Below are 23,774 nucleotides of genomic sequence, written 5' to 3'. Positions count from 1 at the left end.
TGTCATGAGTCGTAAACAACTGGCCCTGCTCGAACCGACGTTAGTTCGTCAGGCCCTCATGGATGCGGTGAAAAAACTGAGCCCACGCGTGCAGTGGCACAACCCGGTGATGTTTATCGTCTGGATAGGGAGTTTACTCACCACCGCGCTGGCAATTGCGATGGGAACGGGACATCTGCCGGGTGATGCAGTCTTTACCGGTGCCATCAGCCTGTGGCTGTGGTTTACCGTGCTGTTTGCCAACTTCGCGGAAGCGCTGGCGGAAGGCCGCAGTAAAGCACAGGCAAACAGTCTGAAAGGGGTCAAAAAAACCGCCTTCGCGCGCAAATTACGTGAACCTAAACACGGCGCGCAAATGGACCACGTTCCGGCGGATGAACTGCGTAAAGGCGATGTGGTGCTGGTCGAGGCCGGTGACATTATTCCCTGCGACGGAGAAGTCATTGAAGGGGGCGCATCGGTGGATGAAAGCGCCATTACCGGGGAATCCGCGCCGGTTATTCGTGAATCGGGCGGCGATTTCGCCTCCGTGACGGGCGGGACGCGCATCCTCTCCGACTGGCTGGTGATCCAGTGCAGCGTTAACCCGGGCGAGACCTTCCTTGACCGGATGATTGCCATGGTGGAGGGCGCGCAGCGCCGTAAAACGCCGAACGAGATTGCCCTGACCATACTGCTGGTCGCCCTGACTATCGTTTTCCTGCTGGCAACCGCGACGCTGTGGCCATTCTCCGCCTACGGCGGCACGGCGGTCAGCATCACCGTACTGGTGGCGCTGCTGGTATGCCTGATCCCAACCACCATCGGCGGCCTGCTGTCCGCTATCGGTGTCGCCGGGATGAGCCGTATGCTGGGTGCGAACGTTATCGCCACCAGCGGACGTGCCGTTGAAGCCGCCGGTGACGTCGACGTGCTGCTGCTGGATAAAACCGGGACCATCACCCTCGGCAACCGCCAGGCCTCTGATATCTTGCCGGCACCGGGCGTGGATGAAAAAACGCTCGCGGATGCCGCACAACTCTCCTCTCTGGCGGATGAAACCCCGGAAGGCCGCAGCATCGTGATTCTGGCTAAGCAGCGTTTTAACCTGCGCCAGCGTGACGTGCAAAGCCTGCATGCCACTTTCGTCCCCTTCACCGCGCAGACCCGCATGAGTGGGATTAACATTCAGGACCGAATGATCCGTAAAGGCTCCGTTGACGCCATCCGTCGTCATATCGAAGCCAACAACGGTCACTTCCCGCCCGAGGTAGACAAACTGGTCGAAAGCGTGGCCCGACAGGGAGCCACGCCGCTGGTAGTGGCGGAAGGCTCGAACGTGCTGGGCGTGATTGCCCTGAAGGATATCGTTAAGGGTGGCATCAAGGAACGTTTTGCTCAGATGCGCAAAATGGGCATCAAAACGGTGATGATCACCGGGGATAACCGCCTGACCGCTGCCGCCATTGCTGCCGAAGCAGGCGTGGACGATTTCCTCTCTGAAGCGACGCCGGAAGCGAAGCTGGCGCTGATCCGCCAGTATCAGGCGGAAGGCCGTCTGGTGGCGATGACCGGTGACGGCACCAACGATGCCCCTGCCCTTGCGCAGGCCGACGTAGCGGTGGCGATGAACTCCGGCACGCAGGCGGCAAAAGAGGCGGGTAACATGGTTGACCTCGACTCTAACCCGACCAAGCTGATTGAGGTAGTCCATATCGGGAAACAGATGCTGATGACGCGCGGTTCGCTGACCACGTTCAGTATCGCCAATGACGTGGCGAAATACTTCGCCATTATCCCGGCGGCGTTTGCGGCGACCTACCCACAGTTGAATGCGCTGAACGTGATGCACCTGCACTCCCCGGCCTCGGCCATTCTGAGCGCGGTGATTTTCAACGCCCTGATCATTGTCTTCCTTATTCCGCTGGCGCTGAAAGGGGTGAGCTATAAGCCGCTGACGGCGGCCGCCATGCTGCGCCGCAACCTGTGGATTTACGGTCTGGGCGGGCTGGTTGTGCCCTTTATTGGTATCAAGGTTATCGACGTGCTCCTGACGCTGTTCGGGCTGGTCTAAAAGGTGAATCAAATGACGATGTTACGTCCCGCTATACTGTTATTTATTCTGCTGTCTCTCATTACCGGCGGGCTGTACCCGCTGGTGACCACCGCGCTGGGTCAGTGGTGGTTTAAGGATCAGGCCAACGGCTCGCTGATTATGCAAAGCGGTGAAAACCGCGGTTCACGCCTGATTGGTCAGAACTTTACGGATGCCCGTTACTTCCAGGGCCGCCCTTCCGCCACCGCGGAAAGCCCGTATAATCCGATGGCCTCAGGCGGCAGTAACCTGGCGGGCAGCAACCCGGAGCTGGATAAAGCAGTTGCCGAACGCGTTGCCGCCCTGCGCGCCGCCAACCCGCAGGCCAGCCGTGAAGTCCCTGTTGAACTGGTCACCGCCTCTGCCAGCGGGCTGGACTACAGCCTGACGCCACAGGCGGTGGCATGGCAAATTCCGCGCGTCGCTGCGGCCCGCCAGTTGACTGTTGATCAGGTGAGCCAGCTGGTGGCTGAGCATACGCAAAAGCCGCTGGTCAGCTTCATCGGCATGCCGGTAGTGAATATTGTTGAGCTGAATCTGGCGCTGGACGCGCTAAGGAAAAACTAAATGACCGACGAGCCCATGCGCCCGGATCCGGACAGGCTGCTTGAACAGACGGCTGAAGCCCATCGCGGCAAACTGAAAATTTTCTTTGGCGCCTGCGCAGGCGTCGGGAAAACCTTCTCCATGCTGACGGAAGCCCAGCGGCTTCGGGCGCAGGGGCTCGATATTCTCATCGGCGTGGTGGAAACCCACGGCCGTAAAGAGACGGCGGCGCTGTTGAAAGGACTTGCCACGCAGCCGCCACGCCGTATTAGCCATCGCGGACGGCTGGTTACAGAGTTCGATCTCGACGCCGCCCTCGCCCGTCGTCCTGCCCTTATCCTGATGGACGAACTGGCGCACAGCAATGCGCCAGGCTCCCGTCACCCAAAGCGCTGGCAGGATGTCGAGGAGCTGCTTGAGGCCGGCATTGATGTTTTCACCACCGTGAACGTTCAGCATCTGGAAAGCCTGAATGACGTGGTGAGCGGCGTCACCGGCATTCAGGTGCGAGAGACGGTGCCCGATCCCTTCTTTGATTCAGCAGATGAAGTGGTGCTGGTCGACCTTCCGCCGGACGATCTTCGCCAGCGCCTGCATGAAGGCAAAGTCTACATCGCCGGCCAGGCCGAACGCGCCATCGAACATTTCTTCCGCAAAGGCAACCTGATTGCCCTGCGCGAACTCGCCCTGCGCCGTACCGCCGATCGCGTTGATGACCAGATGCGCGCCTGGCGCGACCTGCAGGGACAAGAACGCGTCTGGCACACCCGCGATGCCATCCTGCTGTGCATCGGTCACAGTAGCGGCAATGAGAAATTGATCCGTACCGCCGCGCGGCTCGCGGCGAAATTTGGCAGCGTCTGGCATGCGGTATATGTCGAAACGCCGCAGCTTCACGCCCTGCCGGAAAATCAGCGGCGCGCCATCCTCAGCTCGCTGCGGCTGGCGCAGGAGCTGGGGGCGGAAACCGCCACCCTTTCCGATCCGGCAGAAGATAAAGCTATCCTGCGCTACGCGCGCGAGCATAACCTCGGGAAAATTGTCATTGGTCGTCGCCAGCACCGCCGCTGGTTTAGCCGTGAATCCTTTGCCGATAAGCTGGCCCGCCGCGCGCCGGACCTGGATCTGGTGATCGTGGCGCTGGATGACAAGCCCACGCCCCTGCCCAACCGTGCGCCGGACGCACGCGCCTTTAGTGAAAAATGGCGGATCCAGATCCGCGGCTGCCTTGTCGCACTCGTGCTCTGCGCCCTGATTACCGTGATTGCCAGTCAGTGGCTGATCGCCTTCGACGCCGCCAACCTGGTGATGATTTACCTGCTGGGCGTGGTGGTGGTGGCGCTCTTTTACGGACGCTGGCCCTCTGTACTGGCGACGGTGATTAACGTCCTCAGTTTTGATCTGTTCTTTATTGCCCCGCGCGGGACGCTTGCCGTGTCCGACGTACAATACATTCTCACCTTTGGCGTGATGCTCACCGTCGGGCTGGTTATTGGTAACCTGACGGCGGGCGTTCGCTATCAGGCGCGTATTGCACGCTATCGCGAGCAGCGCACGCGCCATCTCTATGAGATGTCCAAATCGCTGGCGGTCGGCCGCACGCCGCAGGATATTGTCCAGACCAGCGAGCAATTCATTCGCTCTACGTTTAACGCCAGTAACCTTGTCCTTCTCCCGGACGAGCATGGCAATCTTCGCCCGCTCACCTCCGCCTCCGGCATGACACCCTGGGATGAAGCCATCGCGCGCTGGAGTTTTGACAAAGGGCTTCCCGCAGGCGCAGGAACGGACACCCTGCCTGGCGTGCCTTATCAGATCCTGCCGCTACGCAGTGCGGATAAAAATCAGGGGCTGGTTATCGTTGAGCCAAACAATTTGCGCCAGCTGATGATCCCCGAGCAGCAACGTTTGCTGGAAACCTTCACCCTGCTGGTTGCCAGCGCGCTGGAACGACTGGCACTCACCGCCAGCGAAGAGCAGGCGCGGCTGGCGAGCGAGCGGGAAAGCATCCGTAATTCCTTACTGGCGGCGCTCTCTCACGACCTGCGCACGCCCCTCACCGTGCTGTTTGGTCAGTCTGAGATCCTGACGCTGGATCTGGCTGCTGAAGGCTCAAAACATGCGATACAGGCCAGCGAAATCCGCCAGCATGTGCTGAATACCACGCGGCTGGTAAATAACCTGCTGGATATGGCGCGCATTCAGTCGGGCGGGTTTAATCTCAAAAAAGAGTGGCTCACGCTGGAGGAGGTCGTCGGAAGCTCGCTGAAGATGCTGGAGCCGGGCCTGGGCGGTCGCCATATCGCGTTAAACATGCCTGAACCGCTGACGTTAATTCACGTGGATGGTCCCCTGTTCGAGCGTGTGCTGATTAACCTGCTCGAAAATGCCGCTAAATATGCAGGGGCAAAAGCACAGATTGGCATTAATGCCACGGTGAGCGCACAAACGCTGCAGCTGGAAGTCTGGGATACCGGGCCGGGTATTCCGCTCGGGCAGGAAAAGGCGATTTTCGAAAAATTTTCGCGCGGCAATAAGGAATCCGCGATCCCCGGCGTTGGGCTGGGTCTCGCTATTTGCGAAGCGATTATTGACGTGCACGGCGGCACCATTTCGGCAGAGCACCGTCCGGAAGGCGGCGCGCATTTTTGTGTTACACTTCCACTTGATACCCCACCAGAACTTGATGAATTACCAGAGGATTTGTGATCAGCGTCCTGATTGTTGAAGATGAGCTCGCCATAAGCCGATTTCTGCGTACCGCGCTGGAAGCCGACGGCCTGCGCGTTCATGAAGCCGGTACGCTTCAACGGGGGTTAATTGAGGCCGCAACGCGAAAGCCGGACCTGGCTATCCTCGATTTGGGGCTGCCGGATGGGGATGGCATCGATTTTATCCGTGAGGTTCGTCAGTGGAGCCAAATGCCGATTCTGGTGCTTTCTGCGCGAACTGAAGAAGCGGATAAAATCGCCGCGCTGGATGCAGGCGCAGACGACTACCTTATCAAGCCCTTTGGCATTGGTGAGCTGCAGGCCCGGCTTCGCGTCGCATTGCGTCGTCATAGTGCAACGACGCCTTCCGACCCGGTGTATACCTTCGGTGACATTCAGGTCGATCTTGCCGCTCGACGCATCATTCGGGCAGAAGAAGAGATCCACCTCACGCCTATCGAGTTCCGTCTGCTTGCCGTTTTGCTCAACAATCACGGCAAGGTGCTGACTCAGCGCCAGCTGTTAAGCCAGGTCTGGGGACCTAATGCCGTCGAGCATAGTCACTATTTACGCATTTATATGGGGCATCTTCGGCAAAAACTTGAAGTTGACCCCGCGCGCCCTCGTCATTTATTAACTGAAACCGGTATCGGTTATCGGTTTATGATTTGAATAACTATTCAAATTAATTTCAAATAAATAAACCTGCCATCAAAAATACGCATAAAAATAATCCAGATATTATTTTATGGATTATTTTTGCCCAATAAAAACACTAAGCAAACACAACATTAACACATACTCAACAAAACAGCATTTTGATCTGCGTTATTCATCAAAAACGACTAATTATTTGTGAAATGATCGGTTAACGGTGATCTCCTTCACAGTTAATCGCCACTTCCTGGATAAAATGACCATGCTTTCAATTACTGAAAGGAAAATAAACATGGAAAACAACAATCGTTTAATGCCCCATATAAGGCGAACAACGCATATCATGATGTTTGCCCACCGCAACTGCTTTGACTTTCATCTCTTTAACGCCCGGTAGTCCTTCGACTTCTGGCGCATCTGCTTACAGGTCATTCTGAAACATACTGTTTTACAGGCATTTGTCTGTAAACACGTGCGCTCTTGTCTCTAAATCCAGGAATCTCCGCAACCGGGCGGACTGGATTGCATTTAACAAAAACAATTAACTGATTTTTATCAGCGACCACGCTTTGCTTTTGTTTTCCGGAAAATATCGATTTCTGCCTTGTAAGAAATCGAGGGACACCTATTACCTAAAATAACGAGAGAAAGATGAAAAGTTTAAAAATTGCCGTCAGCCGTGCCTGCCCGGATTGCTTTACGACCCACCGCGAAATGGTGGATATCAGCGCCTCTGATTATATTGACGTTGCCGCCGTGGTACTGGCCGTCAGCGATATTTTCAATGGCGTAATAGAAGAAATAGACGCAACGGGATTTGGCATCCCGGTATTTATTGCCACCCATAAAGAAGAAATTGTTCCGGCAGAATTTCTGTCTCGTATTCACGGCGTTTTCGAGTGCTCAGACACCAGCAGTGATTTCTACGGACGCCAGGTGGAAGCGGCTGCACTGAAGTACGAAACCCAGCTTCGTCCACCGTTCTTCCGCGCCCTGGTCGATTACGTTAAACAGGGCAACAGCGCGTTCGACTGCCCGGGGCATCAGGGAGGACAGTTCTTCCGCCGTCACCCAGCCGGTAATCAGTTTGTCGATTTCTTTGGCGAAACGCTTTTCCGATCCGATCTGTGTAATGCTGACGTCGCAATGGGCGATCTGCTCATTCATGAAGGCGCGCCGTGCATCGCCCAGCAGCATGCGGCAAAAGTCTTTAATGCCGATAAGACCTACTTCGTGCTGAATGGCACCTCATCATCCAACAAAGTGGTGCTTAACGCCCTGCTCACTCCGGGCGACCTGGTGCTGTTTGACCGTAACAACCATAAATCTAACCATCACGGTGCCCTCCTCCAGGCCGGTGCAACGCCTGTCTATCTGGAAACCGCGCGTAACCCGTACGGCTTTATTGGCGGCATTGATGCCCACTGCTTTGAAGAAAATTATCTACGCGAGCTGGTGGCAGAGGTGGCACCGGGCCGCGCGCGCGATGCGCGTCCGTTCCGTCTGGCGGTGATCCAGCTGGGTACCTACGATGGCACCATTTATAACGCCCGTCAGGTGGTGGATAAGATTGGGCACCTGTGTGATTACATCCTGTTTGACTCGGCCTGGGTGGGTTACGAGCAGTTTATTCCGATGATGGCCGACTGCTCTCCGCTGCTGCTGGAGCTGAACGAAAACGATCCGGGGATCCTCGTCACCCAGTCTGTGCATAAACAGCAGGCCGGCTTCTCGCAGACCTCGCAAATCCATAAGAAAGACAGCCATATCAAAGGGCAACAGCGCTATGTCCCGCATAAGCGGCTGAATAATGCCTTTATGATGCACGCCTCCACCAGCCCGTTTTATCCGCTGTTCGCTGCGCTGGACATCAACGCCCGCATGCATGAAGGCCAGAGCGGCCGCAACATGTGGATGGACTGCGTGGTGACGGGCATTGAGGCGCGCAAGCTGATTCTGGAGAACTGCCGGTTTATTCGTCCGTTCGTGCCCGAGACGGTGGATGGCCGCACGTGGGAAAGCTGGGACACGGCGGAGATTGCAACCGATCTGCGCTTCTTCCACTTCGTGCCGGGTGAACGCTGGCACGCCTTTGAAGGCTACGCTGAGCACCAGTATTTTATCGACCCGTGTAAGCTGCTGCTGACCACGCCGGGTATCAACGCCCGCACCGGGGAATATGAGGACTTCGGCGTGCCAGCCACTATTCTTGCCAACTTCCTGCGTGAAAACGGCATCGTGCCGGAGAAATGCGATCTCAACTCAATCCTGTTCCTGCTCACGCCCGCGGAGGACATGGGCAAACTGCAGCAGCTGGTAGCTCAGCTGGTGCGCTTCGAAAAACTGCTCGAGAGCGATGTGCCGCTAAAAGAGGTCCTGCCTTCTCTCTATAAACAGCATCCGGAACGTTACGCCGGTTACACCCTGCGCCAGATCTGCCAGGAGATGCACGACCTGTACGCCCGCCACAACGTGAAACAGCTGCAGAAAGAGATGTTCCGCAAGTCTCACTTCCCGCGCGTCATGATGAACCCGCAAGAGGCGAACTATGCCTATCTGCGCGGCGAGGTCGAGCTGGTTTCACTGCGCGACGCGGAAGGCCGCATCGCCGCTGAAGGTGCACTTCCTTATCCACCGGGGGTGCTGTGCGTTGTGCCGGGTGAAGTCTGGGGTGGTTCCGTGCTGCGCTACTTTGCCGCGCTGGAAGAAGGCATCAACCTTCTGCCGGGCTTCGCGCCGGAGCTGCAGGGCGTGTACGTCGAGGAGTGTGACGGTCGCAAACAGGTTCGCTGCTACGTCATTAAACAACCCGCCGCTCAGCCCGCGCTGCTGAAAGGAGAAAAATTATGAGCAAGTCCAATAAGATGGGCGTGGTGCAGCTGACTATCCTCACCATGGTGAACATGATGGGCTCCGGGATTATCATGCTGCCAACCAAACTGGCAGAGGTGGGTACCATCTCTATCATCTCCTGGCTGGTGACGGCGGTCGGTTCAATGGCACTGGCGTGGGCGTTTGCCAAGTGCGGGATGTTCAGTCGTAAGTCAGGCGGCATGGGGGGCTACGCCGAATACGCCTTTGGCAAGTCGGGCAACTTTATGGCCAACTACACCTACGGGGTGTCGCTGCTGATCGCCAACGTGGCGATTGCCATCTCCGCCGTAGGTTACGGTACGGAACTGTTTGGCACAACGCTCAGCCCGGTGCAAATAGGGCTGGCGACCATCGGGGTGCTGTGGATCTGCACTGTGGCCAACTTTGGCGGCGCGCGCATCACCGGACAGCTCAGCAGCATCACCGTCTGGGGCGTGATTATTCCGGTAGTCGGCCTGTGCATCATCGGCTGGTTCTGGTTCAGCCCGACGCTGTACGCCAATTCCTGGAACCCGCACCACGTGCCGTTCTTTACCGCAGTGGGCTCTTCTATCGCCATGACGCTGTGGGCCTTCCTCGGTCTGGAATCCGCTTGTGCGAACGCGGAAGTGGTAGAGAACCCGGAGAAGAACGTGCCGATTGCGGTCCTCGGCGGCACGCTGGGCGCGGCGGTGATTTATATCGTCTCGACGAACGTGATTGCGGGCATCGTACCGAATATGGATCTGGCTAACTCCACGGCACCGTTCGGGCTGGCCTTCGCGCAAATGTTCACGCCTGAGGTCGGGAAAGTGATCATGGGACTGATGGTCATGTCCTGCTGCGGCTCGCTGCTCGGCTGGCAGTTCACCATTGCGCAGGTATTTAAATCTTCGGCTGACGAAGGTTACTTCCCGAAAATCTTCTCCCGCGTGAGCAAAGCCGATGCGCCGGTACAGGGCATGCTGGCGATCGTTATCTTCCAGAGCGGATTGTCGCTGATGACCATTAGCCCGTCGCTGAACAGCCAGTTCAACGTGCTGGTCAACCTGGCGGTGGTGACGAACATCATTCCGTACATTCTCTCGATGGCGGCGCTGGTGATCATTCAGAAGGTGGCGAAAGTCGATCCGCGCAAGGCGCGTGCGGCGAATATTGTGGCGCTGCTTGGGGCGATTTACAGCTTCTATGCGCTCTACTCGTCCGGTCAGGAGGCGATGCTGTACGGGGCGATGGTGACCTTTATGGGCTGGACGCTGTACGGTCTGGTGTCACCACGGTTTGAATTGAAGAACAAACATAGTTAAAAAAAAGCCCGGTGGCGCTAGCGCTTACCGGGCCTACGATAGCTGTTGTAGGCCGGGCAAACGCAGTGCCGCCCGGCACACAAACCGCACTTACGCGTTTTTCAGCACTTCGCTGACAATCTCTACCGCTTCTTTCTCAATCTGCTGACGATGCTCAGCGCCGAGGAAACTTTCACAATAGATTTTGTACGCATCTTCCGTACCGGATGGACGCGCGGCGAACCAGCCGTTTTCGGTCATCACTTTCAGACCACCGATAGACGCACCGTTGCCCGGTGCCGCCGTCAGACGCGCGGTGATCGGATCGCCTGCCAGGGTGCTTGCACTGACCATCTCCGGAGAGAGTTTGGACAGAGCGGCTTTCTGAGCAGAGGTCGCGCCAGCCTGAATGCGGTTATAGCTTGGCGCGCCAAAGCGTGCCGCCAGCTCGTTGTAATGTTCCTGCGGGTTCTTACCGGTGACCGCGGTGATTTCCGCCGCCAGCAGGCACATGATGATACCGTCTTTATCGGTTGACCACGGCGTGCCGTCGAAGCGCAGGAAGGACGCGCCCGCGCTCTCTTCACCGCCGAAGCCGAAGCTGCCGTCATGCAGACCGTCAACAAACCATTTGAAGCCCACCGGCACTTCCACCAGCTTGCGGCCCAGCGCCTCGACCACGCGGTCGATCATCGCAGAGGAGACCAGCGTTTTACCAACGGCTACCTCTTTGCCCCACTGCGGGCGGTGCTGGAACAGGTAGTTAATCGCCACCGCCAGATAGTGGTTCGGGTTCATCAGCCCTGCCGGGGTGACGATGCCGTGACGGTCATAATCCGGGTCGTTCGCAAACGCCAGGTCGAATTTATCGCGCAGCGCCAGCAGGCCCGCCATCGCACACTCGGAGGAGCAGTCCATACGGATCGCGCCGTCTTTATCGAGGTGCATAAAGCGGAAGGTCTGATCGACGTGATCGTTCACAATGGTCAGATCCAGCTTGTAGTGCTCTGCAATGCGCTTCCAGTATTCAATACCGGAGCCGCCCAGCGGATCCACGCCCAGCTTCAGACCGGCTTTCTGGATGGCCGCCATATCGACGATATCCGCCAGCCCTTCCACGAACGGCTGAACCAGATCCTGCTCTTTCACGTGACCGGACGCCATGGCGGCATCCAGAGAGATACGTTTAACGCCTTTCAGATCGTCGGCTAACAGGGCGTTCGCACGGTCTTCCACCACTTTGGTGACGTTGGTGTCTGCCGGGCCACCGTTAGGCGGGTTGTATTTAATGCCGCCGTCGTCTGGCGGGTTATGAGATGGCGTAATGACGATACCGTCAGCCTGTGCGCCACCTTTTTTATTGTGCACGAGGATTGCGTTAGAGACCGCAGGCGTTGGCGTGAAGCCGTTGTTCTCCTGAACAATCACATCCACACCGTTCGCTGCCAGCACTTCCAGCACGGAAATAAACGCCGGCTCAGACAGGGCGTGAGTATCTTTACCCACGTAGCATGGACCGGTGACGCCATTTTTGGCGCGCTCTTCCGCGATGGCCTGGGCAATGGCCAGAATGTGCGGTTCGTTAAAGCTATGGCGCGCCGCGCTGCCGCGGTGACCAGATGTACCGAACTTCACTGCGTGTTCTGCGTTGCCCACGACCGGTTTCAGCACGTAATACTGCGCGGTCAGTTGAGCGACGTTAATCAAATCGCTTTGTTGTGCAGGTTGGCCTGCACGGCTGTGATTTGCCATTGCCTGGTCCTTTTGATGCAAGGGTTAAATTGTACCGCAAACCTTTTCAATCAATTCCGCCGGGAACTGCATGGACTGCATGATGTGTTCAACCATGCTGCACTTGCGGCCCGTATTGGTATTGGTGATGACCCAGTACGGTGTGCCAGGGACATGTTTAGGTTTGGTTTGATTGCCATTTTGTAACAGCGTCTGTTCGTCGCCCGCGAAATAGACGCGGGTGCGACCGTGCAGCGACTCGGTCGCTTCTGCAAACGCTTTGTTATCCAGTGAATGAAGTGTAGACAGCACGAGCATAAAGCGGTTAACCGCCTTTTTCTGCTCTGCATATTCATCAGACAGCAGCAGTTCTCGTACTGCGCGCACTTTATCTTTTGCCGGTATTACGGCAGGTTTTGCTTGTGCAACAACGCTCGGCTGAGACACGACATCTTTTGTGACAGGGGTAGCAGGCTGTGAGGCGGCGGAAATTTTAAGCATACGCCGTAAAATGTCGGACGCGCTCTCCCCAATATGCCGCGTCTGGCTGGCAATAAACTGATAGAGTTCGTCATCAACTTCGATTGTTTTCATCTTAATCCAGTGCGATATCTTATCTGAATACAAGTCGTTGGGATTATAAGGTCAAATCCCAACAGCGGATAGCGTCAAACCCGGCAGGCGGCAAAAGTCAGATTAAACTGGATCCTTGCAGCCAGGCGGCAGAATGGTCAACATGATACCCTAACCTGACATACGTAAAAAAAGAACTTTGCCATGAAATTGAATACCCGAGCGCAATCTGCACAATCGCCGAACAATAATTCTCCCATCGTACTGGTTCACGGGCTGTTTGGTAGCCTCGATAACCTGGGCGTGCTGGCGCGCGATCTGGTTTCCGACCACGATATTTTGCAGGTTGATATGCGCAACCACGGTCTTTCCGGGCGTTCAGACGAGATGACCTACGCGGCGATGGCGCAGGATCTGCTGGATACGCTGGATGCACATAACCTGCAGAAGGTAACGCTGATCGGGCATTCCATGGGTGGCAAAGCGGTGATGGCCCTTACGGCGCTTGCGCCGGAGCGTATCAACGGGCTGGTGGTGATTGACGTCGCGCCCGTGGATTATGACGTCCGCCGTCACGATGAGATTTTTGCCGCCATTAATGCGGTCACAGAAGCGGGCGTCGCGACGCGCCAGCAGGCTGCCGCCGTGATGCGTGAGCATCTGGATGAGGAAGGCGTCGTGCAGTTCCTGCTAAAGTCGTATGTTGATGGGCAATGGCGTTTTAACGTGCCGGTGCTGTGGGAACAGTACAACAACATCGTGGGCTGGGAAACCGTCCCCGCATGGCCACACCCTACCCTCTTTATTCGCGGCGGAAACTCGCCTTACGTTACCGACGCCTACCGCTACACGCTGCTGGCCCAATTCCCGCAGGCTCGCGCCCACGTGATTGCCGGTGCCGGGCACTGGGTTCACGCCGAAAAACCGGACGCCGTACTGCGCGCCATTCGTCGCTATCTCTCTGATACTGCAAATTGATTAAAAAGAGAGCGACTGGAAGGTTGTGGGCTTCCAGTCGTTGGCGTGCCGTTTTCGGTGATGTATGATGGCGCGCTTATCGCCCGGGCATTAGCAGGGCGGCGTATTTCCCCCGAAGTCTCAGAATCATGGCCAAAGAACAAACGGACCGTACGACACTAGATCTGTTCGCGAATGAGCGTCGACCGGGACGACCGAAAACGAATCCGCTTTCGCGCGATGAACAGCTGCGTATTAATAAACGCAACCAGCTTAAACGCGATAAAAATCGTGGGCTTAAGCGTGTCGAACTGAAGCTGAACGCCGATGCCGTCGATGCACTAAATGAGCTGGCCGAGGCGCGTAACATCAGCCGCAGCGAACTGATTGAAGAGATGTTAATCACCCAACTTGAGACATTGCGCAGCAAGGCATAAGTCTGAAAATTCCTTTTATTTCCCTTTTCATGTAGCACAGAGTGCAGTCCTGCGCGATAGCTGTTTCCGCAGGGTTGCCTGTTCTGCTATTATTGCCCTTATCCGTGGACAAATTGCGCCACCATACCATTAAGTTTCAAGAGGTTATTTTACTCATGGCAATCATCGGCATTTTCTTCGGCAGTGATACCGGCAATACCGAAAATATCGCAAAAAACATTCAAAAACAGCTCGGTAAAGACGTTGCCGATGTGCACGACATCGCCAAGAGCAGCAAAGAAGATCTCGAAGGTTATGACATCCTGCTGCTGGGTATCCCGACCTGGTACTACGGTGAAGCACAGTGTGACTGGGACGATTTCTTCCCAACCCTGGAAGAAGTTGACTTCAACGGTAAGCTGGTCGCGCTGTTCGGTTGCGGCGATCAGGAAGACTACGCAGAATACTTCTGTGACGCACTGGGCACCATCCGCGACATCATTGAACCACACGGTGCGGTGATTGTCGGCCACTGGCCAACGGCGGGTTACCACTTTGAAGCCTCTAAAGGCCTGGCAGACGACGACCACTTTGTCGGCCTGGCCATCGACGAAGACCGTCAGCCGGAACTGACCGCTGAACGCGTTGAGAAATGGGTTAAGCAGATCCGTGAAGAGCTGAACCTCGACGACATTCTTAACGCCTGATTTCCCGGTGGCGCAACTCAGGTTGCGCCCGTTTACCAGGTAAAACCGATTAAATTAATTGCTACAAACTTTTAACTTTTTCGTTCAGACCTGTACAATATCCCCCTGGTAAAAAGTGGATGCCATCGAACAAGTTTGTTGGTGATACCACGTTTTTATAAGCATACTTTGCTTGAGACTTGCAGTTTTCATTTAGCCATGGCAGTTCTATAATGAGACGCATTATCCCAAGTGCATTTTCTGTCACTTCTTCTTTAGAAGTGAATCGTTTAGCAACAGGACAGATTCCGCATGACTGACAACAATACCGCATTAAAGAAGGCTGGCCTGAAAGTAACGCTTCCTCGGTTAAAAATCCTTGAAGTGCTTCAGGGGCCAGACAATCACCATGTCAGTGCGGAAGACCTCTACAAACGTCTTATCGACATGGGTGAAGAGATTGGGCTGGCAACCGTGTATCGTGTGCTGAACCAGTTCGATGACGCGGGCATTGTTACCCGTCATAACTTCGAGGGCGGTAAATCCGTTTTCGAGCTGACCCAACAGCACCATCACGATCACCTGATCTGCCTCGATTGTGGCAAGGTTATTGAATTTAGCGATGATTCCATCGAATCACGCCAGCGTGAAATCGCCGCTCGTCATGGCATTCGCCTGACCAACCACAGCCTGTACCTGTATGGTCACTGCGCTGAAGGCGATTGCCGTGAAGACGACCACGCGCACGACGCGAAATAATATCGTGTTTATACTCTGAGCCAGCCGTAAGGTTGGCTTTTTTTTTGCCTGTTTTTGGGCAAAAAAAAAGCCCGGTGGCACAGCGCCACCGGGCGTAAAGCAACTTATTTATTGTTACTGCGAATATCGCTCCAGATCTTATCGCAACGCTTCGCCACTTCCTGATCGTTACCGGTTTTACGTGCCTGAATGCAGGCCTGGTAATCCATCACGCGAACATTCTCCTGCGTCGCAAACTGCTCATGCGCTTTCTCTTTCTTCAGCACGTCCAGCACGCTCTGACAGGCTTCGATTTTCTCCGGCGACCCTTCCGCTGTATTGATACAGGCGCTATAGGCCTCCTTCAGGCGGGAATCTTCTTTTGGTGCCTCAGTCTGAGCACACGCCACCAGCCCTGATGCCAGCAACGCGACGATTACGATTTTTTTCATCATGTGCAGTCTCCATACCGGCGGGACAACATTACCCGCCGGTGTGTTCATCAGAAGATAGTGAATGGCGCGATGACCATGAATTTCACGTCACGTTCATCCTGGAAGATGTTGCCGTAACCGCCCGCGTAGCTCGGGATATCGGAGTGGTTGTCATACTGCGTGAAGTGCAGTTTGAACATCGTCCCTTTTGCACGTCCATCCTGCAGGGTGTAGATCGCATCCAGGCTGTAAGAAGACTCTTTCAGACGATAGTTTGGATCGTAGTACGCGTCCGGTGTTGCCATATCCGCAGGTTTTGCGTCCCAGGCGTAAGCGTAAGAGGCACCCACCGCCCAGCCAGGCAGGTTCCAGTTTTTCAGGTCATACATCGCACCGAAGAACACCGCTTTTTCGCCGTCGGCGTTGAAGTCAGAGCGGTTATCCCACCAGATGTCGAGACGACCGTTCGAGGACGCGTAGGTTGGCGTCATACGCTGCAGGAAATAGCCCTGCTGCCCTTCTGCCTTCACCCATGTTCCTTCCAGACGTAAATCAACCTGGCCCACTTTGTAGCCGAAGGTCAGCGCCTGCAGCCATGCAGTGCCGTCATAGATATCGTTAACGGTGCCATTGCTGGCTTTATCGCGCGTGCCGTAGAACTGGTAGCTGGTGCTCAGCGGGCTGCCCACAACATCAAATTTGTAGCTGGCTTTAGCAAAATACTGATCGATATAACCTTCCGCCTGACCAAATGCAGCTTCCAGGACCAGATCGTTTTTGAAGTCGTATTTCGCGCCCAGCGAGTGGAGGTAATCGACTTTGGTTTTCTTATCGTTCTGGTAGAACTTGTCCATCTCAATGTGCCACGGTGCTTTGTACTCGTTGGTCCACATATAGGAGAAGCTCAACGCACCCGCATCGCCGTAGTCAAAGTTAGCCCCGGCTTCCGCGCCCTGGTAGGTACCCGGCATAAAGCTCCAGTGCGGCGCTAACAGCGTTTGGCCGGTTGGCTGAATATAGCCCCCACGTGCCCATACCGGGCCGTATTTGAATTTCGCTGCTGCCTTGTACAGGCTGACACCGCTTTTATCGCCAGACCAGTCTTCTTTATACGCTTTGTTACTGGAGGAGAAGGCGATTTCGTTCGGGTGGCCGCTGTCACCGTTTTCCGCCATTTCAATGGCGGTGAACGCAGCAATATCCAGACCGAACATATCCGCGGCATAGCCTGACTGGAAATCCAGATTGGCGTTCCAGGTCGAGTGCGAAAGGTTGGTTTTGTATTTGTCTTCAGTGACGTCTTTACGGTCACGCTCACGCTGCCAGTAATAAATACCGCCCGTGAGGGTAGAATCATCGATGAAGCCTTCTGCCTTAGCTTCTGGGGTGATCGCCAGGCTCGACATTGCTGTCACACCGGCGATAGCCAGCGCCAGCGCACTACGTTTGCCACTGAACGTACGCATAGATTATTCCTCTTTGACGAATTAAAACGCCTCAACGGCGAAAATATAAAAGACCAAAAGGTCAGGGTAGTTAGAAATACCCTCGAATTAACTACCGCCTTTAGGTTATTTTTCGCGACGCGAATTATCAATGCTTTTCCGTGGGCAAAAGTCAGGATTATGACGAAGTGCACATAATTCGTAGTGCTTTGTAACATTTAGAGGAGAGCGAGGATTGGCGGGGAAATATCAGAAATTTCAGCGGGTAGCGCAGGTACTTGCTGTTTATTTTTCATCCTTTATGTATTTCGTAAAAATACAAACTTTTTTTAGAAAAATAAGTAGCACCTCATTGACCTCATATTTTAACGGCTGATCTTTAAGCCCTGGCTTAATACCATGATCATTAAATAAAAAAAACGCCGCAATAAGCGGCGTTTGTCTCTCCTTGACCAGAGCAGCAATATTATTCGCCGATCTTAGCCCAGGTGTCACGCAGGCCGACGGTACGGTTAAATACCGGTTTTTCTGCGGTGCTGTAACGGCTGTCCAGACAGAAGTAACCTTCACGCTCGAACTGGAACGCTTTACCCGCTTCCGCCGCTTTCAGCGACGGCTCAGCGTAACCCTGTTTGATAACAAGTGATTCCGGGTTAATGGTCGCCAGGAAATCGTCAGCCGCGCCTGGGTTAGGCACGCTGAACAGACGGTCATACAGACGGATCTCAACTGGCAGCGCATGGGAAGCGCTCACCCAGTGAATAACGCCCTTCACCTTACGGCCATCAGCAGGGTCTTTACTCAGCGTTTCTGCATCGTAAGAACAGAAGATGGTAGTGATGTTACCTTCCGCATCCTTCTCAACGCGCTCGGCTTTAATCACGTATGCATTACGCAGACGGACTTCTTTACCCAGCACCAGACGCTTGTACTGCTTGTTCGCTTCTTCGCGGAAGTCAGCACGATCGATCCAGATCTCACCGCTGAACGGTACGTCGCGGGTGCCCATCTCCGGCTTGCTCGGATGGTTAGGCATAGACACCAGTTCGCTCTCGCCCTGCGGGTAGTTTTCGATAACCAGTTTAACCGGGTCGATCACCGCCATCGCACGCGGGGCGTTTTCATTGAGGTCTTCACGAATGCAGGACTCCAGAGAAGCGATCTCAATGGTGTTGTCCTGTTTGGTGACGCCGATACGTTTGCAGAATTCACGGATAGAGGCAGAGGTATAACCACGACGGCGCAGACCGGAGATGGTCGGCATACGCGGGTCATCCCAGCCTTCAACGTGCTTGTCGGTCACCAGCAGGTTCAGCTTACGCTTGGACATCACGGTGTATTCCAGGTTCAGACGAGAGAACTCGTACTGACGTGGATGCACAGGAATGGTGATGTTATCCAGCACCCAGTCGTACAGACGGCGGTTGTCCTGGAACTCCAGCGTACAGAGAGAGTGCGTAATGCCTTCCAGCGCATCGCTGATGCAGTGGGTGAAGTCGTACATCGGATAGATGCACCACTTGTTACCGGTCTGGTGGTGTTCCGCAAACTTAATGCGGTACAGCACCGGATCGCGCATCACGATGAACGGAGACGCCATGTCGATTTTGGCACGCAGGCACGCTTTGCCTTCTTCGAAGCCACCGGCACGCATTTTTTCAAACAGCGCCAGGTTCTCTTCCACGCTGCGATCGCGATATGGGCTGTTTTTGCCCGGTGCGGTCAGCGAGCCGCGGTATTCACGGATTTCGTCAGCAGAGAGTTCGTCGACATACGCCAGACCTTTGTTGATAAGCTCTACAGCGTAGGCGTACAGCTGATCAAAATAGTCAGAGGAGTAGCAGATATCGCCAGACCAGCTGAAGCCCAGCCATTGCACGTCGTTCTTGATGGACTCAACGTATTCGATGTCTTCTTTTACTGGGTTGGTGTCATCGAAACGCAGGTTGCACTGGCCCTGGTAATCTTGCGCAATACCAAAGTTCAGGCAGATAGATTTTGCATGCCCAATGTGCAGGTAGCCGTTCGGCTCCGGCGGGAAGCGGGTATGAATTGTGGTGTGCTTACCACTGGCCAGATCTTCATCGATGATCTGACGAATAAAGTTACTCGGGCGGGCTTCTGCCTCACTCATCGTGGATTCCTCAAAGCGTAAACAACGTATAACGGCATATGATCTTATAAGCCGGACGTAGTGACAACCCTTAGTTACGGAAAATACGTATCAGATGAAAATAATGGGGGCAATTGATGCAAAAAAAAGCGGCGGAGGATATCCCCCGCCGCTTAAGGCATGACTCTACTCAGGAGCGATTACTTGCCTTTAATCTCATACAGTGGCGTTTGGCCCGCAACCACCTGACCTTTCGCCTGGATAACCAGACCGCTGAAGTCGTCGATGTTGCTGCAAACGACCGGGCTGATCATCGAGCGCGCGTTGGCGTTCAGGAAGTCCAGATCCATTTCCAGAATCGGCTGGCCTGCCACGACTTCTGCACCCTCTTCCACCAGGCGAGTAAAGCCCTGGCCGTTCAGCGCAACGGTATCGATACCCATGTGGACAACGATCTCCGCGCCTTTTTCCGTTTCGAGGCAGAACGCGTGGTTGGTGTTGAAGATTTTCACGATGGTACCGGCTGCAGGAGACACAACGGTTTTGTCCGTTGGCTTCACGGCCACGCCGTCACCGACCGCTTTGCTGGCGAAGGCTTCGTCAGGTACCTGCTCAATGGCAACCACGTCACCCGTAACCGGGGAAACCAGCGCGGCGATGGTCACTGCATTTGGCACAGCCTGTGGTTTAGCAGCAGCGGGGGCAGCAGGCGCTGCAGTAGCTTCAGCTGCGGCTACCGGACCGGTAGTTTTCATCGCGTTAGCAATTTTCTCTGCCACGAAGCCGACGATAATCTGTACGCTGGTTTTGTTCAGGCGGATAACGCCGGACGCACCCAGACGTTTTGCCAGCGCTTCGTTCACCAGAGAAGAGTCTTTAACGTTCAGACGCAGACGAGTGATACAGGCGTCGATACCGGTCAGGTTATCAGAACCGCCCACTGCGGCAATGTACTGACGCGCCAGACCTGAAACATCCTGCTCCTGACCGCCGCTCACGTTCACATCCTGACCATCCGCTTCGCTACCGGCCACAGCCAGCTCACGACCCGGGGTCATCAGGTTGAATTTGGTGATGGTGAAGCGGAATACCACGTAGTAGATAACGAAGAACACCAGACCCTGAGGGATCAGCATCCACCAGTGGGTCGCCAGCGGGTTACGGGACGACAGCACCATATCCACCAGACCGGCGCTGAAGCCGAAACCGGCAATCCACTGCATGCTTGCAGCGATGAACACGGAGATACCGGTCAGCACGGCGTGGATCACATACAGAACCGGCGCAACGAACATGAAGGAGAATTCCAGCGGCTCGGTGATTCCGGTGAAGAAGGCCGCGAACGCACCCGCCATCATGATACCCAGCACTTTCGCTTTGTTCTCTGGACGCGCGCAGTGGTAGATAGCCAGCGCAGCACCCGGCAGGCCGAACATCATAATTGGGAAGAAGCCCGCCTGGTAACGACCGGTGATACCCACAACCGCTTTACCTGCTTCGATGGACTGTGCGCCACCCAGGAAGTTAGGAATATCGTTAATACCGGCAACGTCGAACCAGAACACGGAGTTCAGCGCGTGGTGCAGACCAACCGGGATCAGCAGACGGTTGAAGAACGCGTACACGCCCGCACCGACGGAGCCCAGTTTCTGGATGTGTTCACCGAAGTTCACCAGACCGTCGAAGATCACCGGCCAGATGTACATCAGGATGAACGCAACGAAGATCATCACGAAGGAAGTCAGGATTGGCACCAGACGACGGCCGCTGAAGAACGACAGCGCTTTTGGCAGCTCAACGCTGCTGAAGCGGTTGTACAGTTCCGCAGAGATAATGCCGACGAGGATACCCACGAACTGGTTGCTGATCTTACCGAACGCGGCAGGAACCTGGTCCGCCGGGATCTTCTGGATCATGGAAACCGCAGCCGGAGAACAGAGCGTGGTCAGCACCAGGAAGCCCACGAAACCGGTCAATGCCGCAGCACCGTCTTTATCTTTGGACATACCGTAAGCCACACCAATGGCGAACAGCACGGACATGTTGTCGATGATGGCAGAACCAGACTTAATGAAGAACGCCGCTAGCGCGTTGTCTCCACCCCAGCCAACCGGGTCAATCCAGTAACCGACACCCATTAATATCGCTGCCGCTGGCAGCGTGGCAACCGGCACCATAAGCGCTCGGCCAACCTTTTGTAAATAACCTAGAATACTCACTTTCTTCCCCCTATGAGACCCCGTTTCAGGCACGTTCTCTGCTGTGTTTTTATTGTGTCATTAACTAATAGATACAGTTGATGATTCACTGGCATTGTGAGTGTGTGAAAAATTAATTCGTATCGCAAATTAAACACCCATTTTTTGTGATTTTTGTCACCAAATATCGTAATCCCCCCTCCCTTTCACTGGCTAACAGTGAAAACTTATTTTATCATTCAAAAAATCAAGACGGATTGATCCGGCCTGAAAGGTTCCAGGTTACGCTTAGTTCAGGTTGCACTAATCATCCGCCCACTTTTTTAATTAAACTTTAGAGGTGAACAATGAGACTGATCCCCCTGGCAACAGCTGAACAAGTCGGAAAATGGGCTGCGCGTCATATCGTTAACCGCATTAATGCGTTCAAACCTACCGCCGATCGTCCTTTCGTTCTTGGCCTTCCAACCGGCGGTACCCCGCTGACAGCGTACAAAGCCCTGGTTGAAATGCACAAAGCGGGCCAGGTTAGCTTTAAGCATGTTGTGACCTTCAACATGGACGAATATGTTGGCCTGCCAAAGGAACATCCGGAAAGCTACCATAGCTTCATGCACCGTAATTTCTTTGATCACGTTGATATCCCTGCTGAAAATATTAACCTGCTGAATGGAAACGCGCCTGATATTGACGCAGAATGCCGTCAGTACGAAGAAAAAATCCGTTCTTACGGTAAAATCCACCTGTTCATGGGTGGCGTGGGCAACGATGGTCATATCGCGTTCAACGAACCAGCGTCTTCTCTGGCTTCCCGTACCCGTATTAAAACGCTGACCCATGACACCCGCGTGGCGAACTCCCGTTTCTTTGACGGCGACGTGAACCAGGTTCCAAAATACGCCCTGACCGTTGGCGTAGGCACCCTGCTGGATGCCGAAGAAGTGATGATCCTGGTACTGGGCGGCGTGAAAGCGCAGGCACTCCAGGCAGCCGTTGAAGGCAACGTTAACCACATGTGGACCATCAGCTGCCTGCAGCTGCATCCTAAAGCCGTCGTCGTGTGTGACGAACCGTCCACGATGGAGCTGAAAGTGAAAACGCTGAAATACTTCAACGAGTTAGAAGCAGAGAACATCAAAGGTCTGTAATTGAATAACCGCCTCTGTATGCAGGGGCGGTCGCTTTTTTTTAAACCGGGGGTCGTTATGTACGCTTTAACCCACGGTCGGATTTATACCGGCCATGAAATTCTGGATGACCACGCGATTGTTATCGCGAATGGCCTGATTGAACGTGTTTGCCCGCTGGCAGAGCTGCCGCCGGAGATTGAACAGCGCTCACTCAATGGAGCAGTAATCTCCCCCGGTTTCATCGACGTACAGCTTAACGGCTGCGGCGGTGTGCAGTTCAATGATACTGCGGATGCGGTGACGGTTGAAACGCTGGAGATCATGCAGAAAGCCAACGAGAAATCGGGCTGCACCAGTTATTTGCCAACGCTCATCACCAGCAGTGATGATCTCATGAAACAGGGTATCCGCGTGATGCGTGAATACCTGGCCAAACATCCGAATCAGGCGCTGGGTCTTCACCTTGAAGGGCCATGGCTGAACATGGTTAAGAAAGGTACGCACAACCCTGACTACGTCCGCAAACCGGACGCTGAGCTGGTCGACTACATGTGTGCTAACGCCGATGTCATCACCAAAGTGACGCTGGCACCTGAAATGACCGGAACTGACGTTATCAGCAAACTGGCAGCCGCCGGGATCGTGGTTTCCGCGGGTCACTCAAACGCCACGCTGAAAGAAGCGAAAGCCGGTTTCCGCGCAGGTATTACATTTGCGACGCATCTGTACAACGCAATGCCGTATATTACCGGTCGCGAGCCGGGGCTGGTTGGCGCAATTCTGGATGAGCCAGACGTCTACTGCGGCATTATCGCAGACGGCTTGCACGTCGATTTCACCAACATTCGCAACGCAAAACGCCTGAAAGGCGACAAGCTGTGTCTGGTGACAGATGCCACAGCGCCAGCAGGGGCAAATATTGAGCAGTTCATTTTTGCTGGTAAAACAATATACTACCGCAATGGACTCTGTGTGGACGAAAACGGCACGCTGAGCGGTTCTGCCCTGACCATGATTGAAGGGGTACGTAACCTGGTTGAGCATTGCAGCATTGCGCTTGATGAAGTGCTGCGTATGGCAACGCTTTATCCGGCTCGCGCAATGGGCGTGGATAAACAGCTTGGCGGAATTGCACCGGGTATGGTTGCAAACCTGACGGCATTCACACACGATTATAAAATTATTAAGACCATCGTTAATGGTAACGAGGTCGTCACTGAGTAAGT

General features: G+C 54.8%; 19 protein-coding genes. 13 read left to right on the top strand and 6 right to left on the bottom strand.

The window, feature by feature from the left end:
* Positions 1-4: 4 nt before the first annotated feature.
* From kdpB to potE, 7 genes are all read left to right on the top strand, one after another.
* Positions 5-2,053: a potassium-transporting ATPase subunit KdpB gene (kdpB, locus tag K5E19_RS07730; protein ID WP_221550682.1), complete on the top strand. Its 2,049-nt coding sequence runs from the start codon at positions 5-7 to the stop codon at positions 2,051-2,053.
* Positions 2,054-2,065: 12 nt separating this feature from the next.
* Positions 2,066-2,641, top strand: coding sequence for a potassium-transporting ATPase subunit KdpC (gene kdpC, locus K5E19_RS07725; RefSeq protein ID WP_221550680.1), 576 nt, complete (start codon positions 2,066-2,068; stop codon positions 2,639-2,641).
* Positions 2,642-5,329, top strand: coding sequence for a two-component system sensor histidine kinase KdpD (gene kdpD / locus K5E19_RS07720; RefSeq protein ID WP_221550678.1), 2,688 nt, complete (start codon positions 2,642-2,644; stop codon positions 5,327-5,329).
* The gene (kdpE, locus tag K5E19_RS07715; RefSeq protein ID WP_221550676.1) at positions 5,326-6,003 is read left to right on the top strand and encodes a two-component system response regulator KdpE; all 678 of its coding nucleotides are present in this window, start codon (positions 5,326-5,328) and stop codon (positions 6,001-6,003) included. Before kdpD ends, kdpE begins: the two co-directional genes overlap by 4 nt.
* Positions 6,004-6,280: 277 nt before the next feature.
* The gene (gene speFL / locus K5E19_RS07710) at positions 6,281-6,385 is read left to right on the top strand and encodes a leader peptide SpeFL (protein ID WP_003858645.1); all 105 of its coding nucleotides are present in this window, start codon (positions 6,281-6,283) and stop codon (positions 6,383-6,385) included.
* A gap of 254 nt (positions 6,386-6,639) precedes the next feature.
* The gene (gene speF / locus K5E19_RS07705) at positions 6,640-8,838 is read left to right on the top strand and encodes an ornithine decarboxylase SpeF (protein ID WP_221550675.1); all 2,199 of its coding nucleotides are present in this window, start codon (positions 6,640-6,642) and stop codon (positions 8,836-8,838) included.
* Positions 8,835-10,148, top strand: a complete 1,314-nt coding sequence (gene potE, locus K5E19_RS07700; protein WP_221550674.1) for a putrescine-ornithine antiporter — start codon at positions 8,835-8,837, stop codon at positions 10,146-10,148. Before speF ends, potE begins: the two co-directional genes overlap by 4 nt.
* A gap of 90 nt (positions 10,149-10,238) precedes the next feature.
* Here potE and pgm read toward each other — a convergent pair whose 3' ends face one another.
* Both pgm and seqA read right to left on the bottom strand, forming a co-directional pair.
* Positions 10,239-11,879 (bottom strand): phosphoglucomutase (alpha-D-glucose-1,6-bisphosphate-dependent), encoded by a 1,641-nt coding sequence (gene pgm / locus K5E19_RS07695; protein ID WP_221550673.1) that lies wholly within the window; start codon positions 11,877-11,879, stop codon positions 10,239-10,241.
* A gap of 24 nt (positions 11,880-11,903) precedes the next feature.
* Positions 11,904-12,452 (bottom strand): replication initiation negative regulator SeqA, encoded by a 549-nt coding sequence (seqA, locus tag K5E19_RS07690; RefSeq protein ID WP_010428659.1) that lies wholly within the window; start codon positions 12,450-12,452, stop codon positions 11,904-11,906.
* A 183-nt stretch (positions 12,453-12,635) separates the two neighbouring features.
* On the opposite strand from seqA, the gene ybfF reads away from it, so the two are divergent.
* From ybfF to fur, 4 genes are all read left to right on the top strand, one after another.
* On the top strand, positions 12,636-13,409 hold the full coding sequence (ybfF, locus tag K5E19_RS07685) for an esterase (RefSeq protein WP_221550672.1): 774 nt from the start codon (positions 12,636-12,638) through the stop codon (positions 13,407-13,409).
* Between the two features lie 128 nt (positions 13,410-13,537).
* On the top strand, positions 13,538-13,825 hold the full coding sequence (gene ybfE / locus K5E19_RS07680; protein ID WP_010428654.1) for a LexA regulated protein: 288 nt from the start codon (positions 13,538-13,540) through the stop codon (positions 13,823-13,825).
* 155 nt (positions 13,826-13,980) lie between these two features.
* A complete protein-coding gene (gene fldA, locus K5E19_RS07675; RefSeq protein ID WP_221550671.1) occupies positions 13,981-14,511 on the top strand; it encodes a flavodoxin FldA in 531 nt (176 codons plus the stop codon).
* 291 nt (positions 14,512-14,802) lie between these two features.
* Complete coding sequence (fur, locus tag K5E19_RS07670; protein ID WP_010428651.1) at positions 14,803-15,249, top strand: ferric iron uptake transcriptional regulator; 447 nt, start codon at positions 14,803-14,805, stop codon at positions 15,247-15,249.
* A gap of 104 nt (positions 15,250-15,353) precedes the next feature.
* Here the strand turns inward: fur and chiQ are convergent, their stop codons facing one another.
* From chiQ to nagE, 4 genes are all read right to left on the bottom strand, one after another.
* Positions 15,354-15,680, bottom strand: coding sequence for a ChiQ/YbfN family lipoprotein (gene chiQ, locus K5E19_RS07665; RefSeq protein WP_221550854.1), 327 nt, complete (start codon positions 15,678-15,680; stop codon positions 15,354-15,356).
* A gap of 50 nt (positions 15,681-15,730) precedes the next feature.
* Positions 15,731-17,128, bottom strand: coding sequence for a chitoporin ChiP (gene chiP / locus K5E19_RS07660; RefSeq protein WP_120159152.1), 1,398 nt, complete (start codon positions 17,126-17,128; stop codon positions 15,731-15,733).
* Between the two features lie 445 nt (positions 17,129-17,573).
* Entirely contained in the window at positions 17,574-19,241 is a 1,668-nt protein-coding gene (gene glnS, locus K5E19_RS07655) for a glutamine--tRNA ligase (protein WP_221550670.1), read from the bottom strand.
* A 179-nt stretch (positions 19,242-19,420) separates the two neighbouring features.
* Positions 19,421-21,439, bottom strand: a complete 2,019-nt coding sequence (gene nagE / locus K5E19_RS07650; RefSeq protein WP_100165289.1) for an N-acetylglucosamine-specific PTS transporter subunit IIBC — start codon at positions 21,437-21,439, stop codon at positions 19,421-19,423.
* Between the two features lie 326 nt (positions 21,440-21,765).
* Here nagE and nagB point away from each other — a divergent pair, with 326 nt between their 5' ends.
* Positions 21,766-22,566: a glucosamine-6-phosphate deaminase gene (nagB, locus tag K5E19_RS07645; protein ID WP_010428635.1), complete on the top strand. Its 801-nt coding sequence runs from the start codon at positions 21,766-21,768 to the stop codon at positions 22,564-22,566.
* 57 nt (positions 22,567-22,623) lie between these two features.
* Entirely contained in the window at positions 22,624-23,772 is a 1,149-nt protein-coding gene (gene nagA / locus K5E19_RS07640) for an N-acetylglucosamine-6-phosphate deacetylase (protein WP_221550669.1), read from the top strand.
* Positions 23,773-23,774: the final 2 nt, after the last annotated feature.

Origin of the sequence: Enterobacter sp. RIT637, from assembly GCF_019718755.1 — a bacterium.
In the GTDB taxonomy this organism is placed as follows: Bacteria; Pseudomonadota; Gammaproteobacteria; order Enterobacterales; family Enterobacteriaceae; genus Enterobacter.
Note: the sequence above shows the minus strand (reverse complement) of the source record. Positions and strands in the feature narration are given on the sequence as shown.

Bases quoted from the DNA above. Each gene is read 5' to 3' on its own strand.
- kdpB (WP_221550682.1), top strand. From the start codon at position 5: ATGAGTCGTAAACAACTGGCCCTGCTCGAACCGACGTTAGTTCGTCAG.
- kdpC (WP_221550680.1), top strand. From the start codon at position 2,066: ATGACGATGTTACGTCCCGCTATACTGTTATTTATTCTGCTGTCTCTC.
- kdpD (WP_221550678.1), top strand. From the start codon at position 2,642: ATGACCGACGAGCCCATGCGCCCGGATCCGGACAGGCTGCTTGAACAG.
- speFL (WP_003858645.1), top strand. From the start codon at position 6,281: ATGGAAAACAACAATCGTTTAATGCCCCATATAAGGCGAACAACGCAT.
- speF (WP_221550675.1), top strand. From the start codon at position 6,640: ATGAAAAGTTTAAAAATTGCCGTCAGCCGTGCCTGCCCGGATTGCTTT.
- potE (WP_221550674.1), top strand. From the start codon at position 8,835: ATGAGCAAGTCCAATAAGATGGGCGTGGTGCAGCTGACTATCCTCACC.
- pgm (WP_221550673.1), bottom strand. From the start codon at position 11,879: ATGGCAAATCACAGCCGTGCAGGCCAACCTGCACAACAAAGCGATTTG.
- seqA (WP_010428659.1), bottom strand. From the start codon at position 12,452: ATGAAAACAATCGAAGTTGATGACGAACTCTATCAGTTTATTGCCAGC.
- ybfF (WP_221550672.1), top strand. From the start codon at position 12,636: ATGAAATTGAATACCCGAGCGCAATCTGCACAATCGCCGAACAATAAT.
- ybfE (WP_010428654.1), top strand. From the start codon at position 13,538: ATGGCCAAAGAACAAACGGACCGTACGACACTAGATCTGTTCGCGAAT.
- fldA (WP_221550671.1), top strand. From the start codon at position 13,981: ATGGCAATCATCGGCATTTTCTTCGGCAGTGATACCGGCAATACCGAA.
- fur (WP_010428651.1), top strand. From the start codon at position 14,803: ATGACTGACAACAATACCGCATTAAAGAAGGCTGGCCTGAAAGTAACG.
- chiQ (WP_221550854.1), bottom strand. From the start codon at position 15,680: ATGAAAAAAATCGTAATCGTCGCGTTGCTGGCATCAGGGCTGGTGGCG.
- chiP (WP_120159152.1), bottom strand. From the start codon at position 17,128: ATGCGTACGTTCAGTGGCAAACGTAGTGCGCTGGCGCTGGCTATCGCC.
- glnS (WP_221550670.1), bottom strand. From the start codon at position 19,241: ATGAGTGAGGCAGAAGCCCGCCCGAGTAACTTTATTCGTCAGATCATC.
- nagB (WP_010428635.1), top strand. From the start codon at position 21,766: ATGAGACTGATCCCCCTGGCAACAGCTGAACAAGTCGGAAAATGGGCT.
- nagA (WP_221550669.1), top strand. From the start codon at position 22,624: ATGTACGCTTTAACCCACGGTCGGATTTATACCGGCCATGAAATTCTG.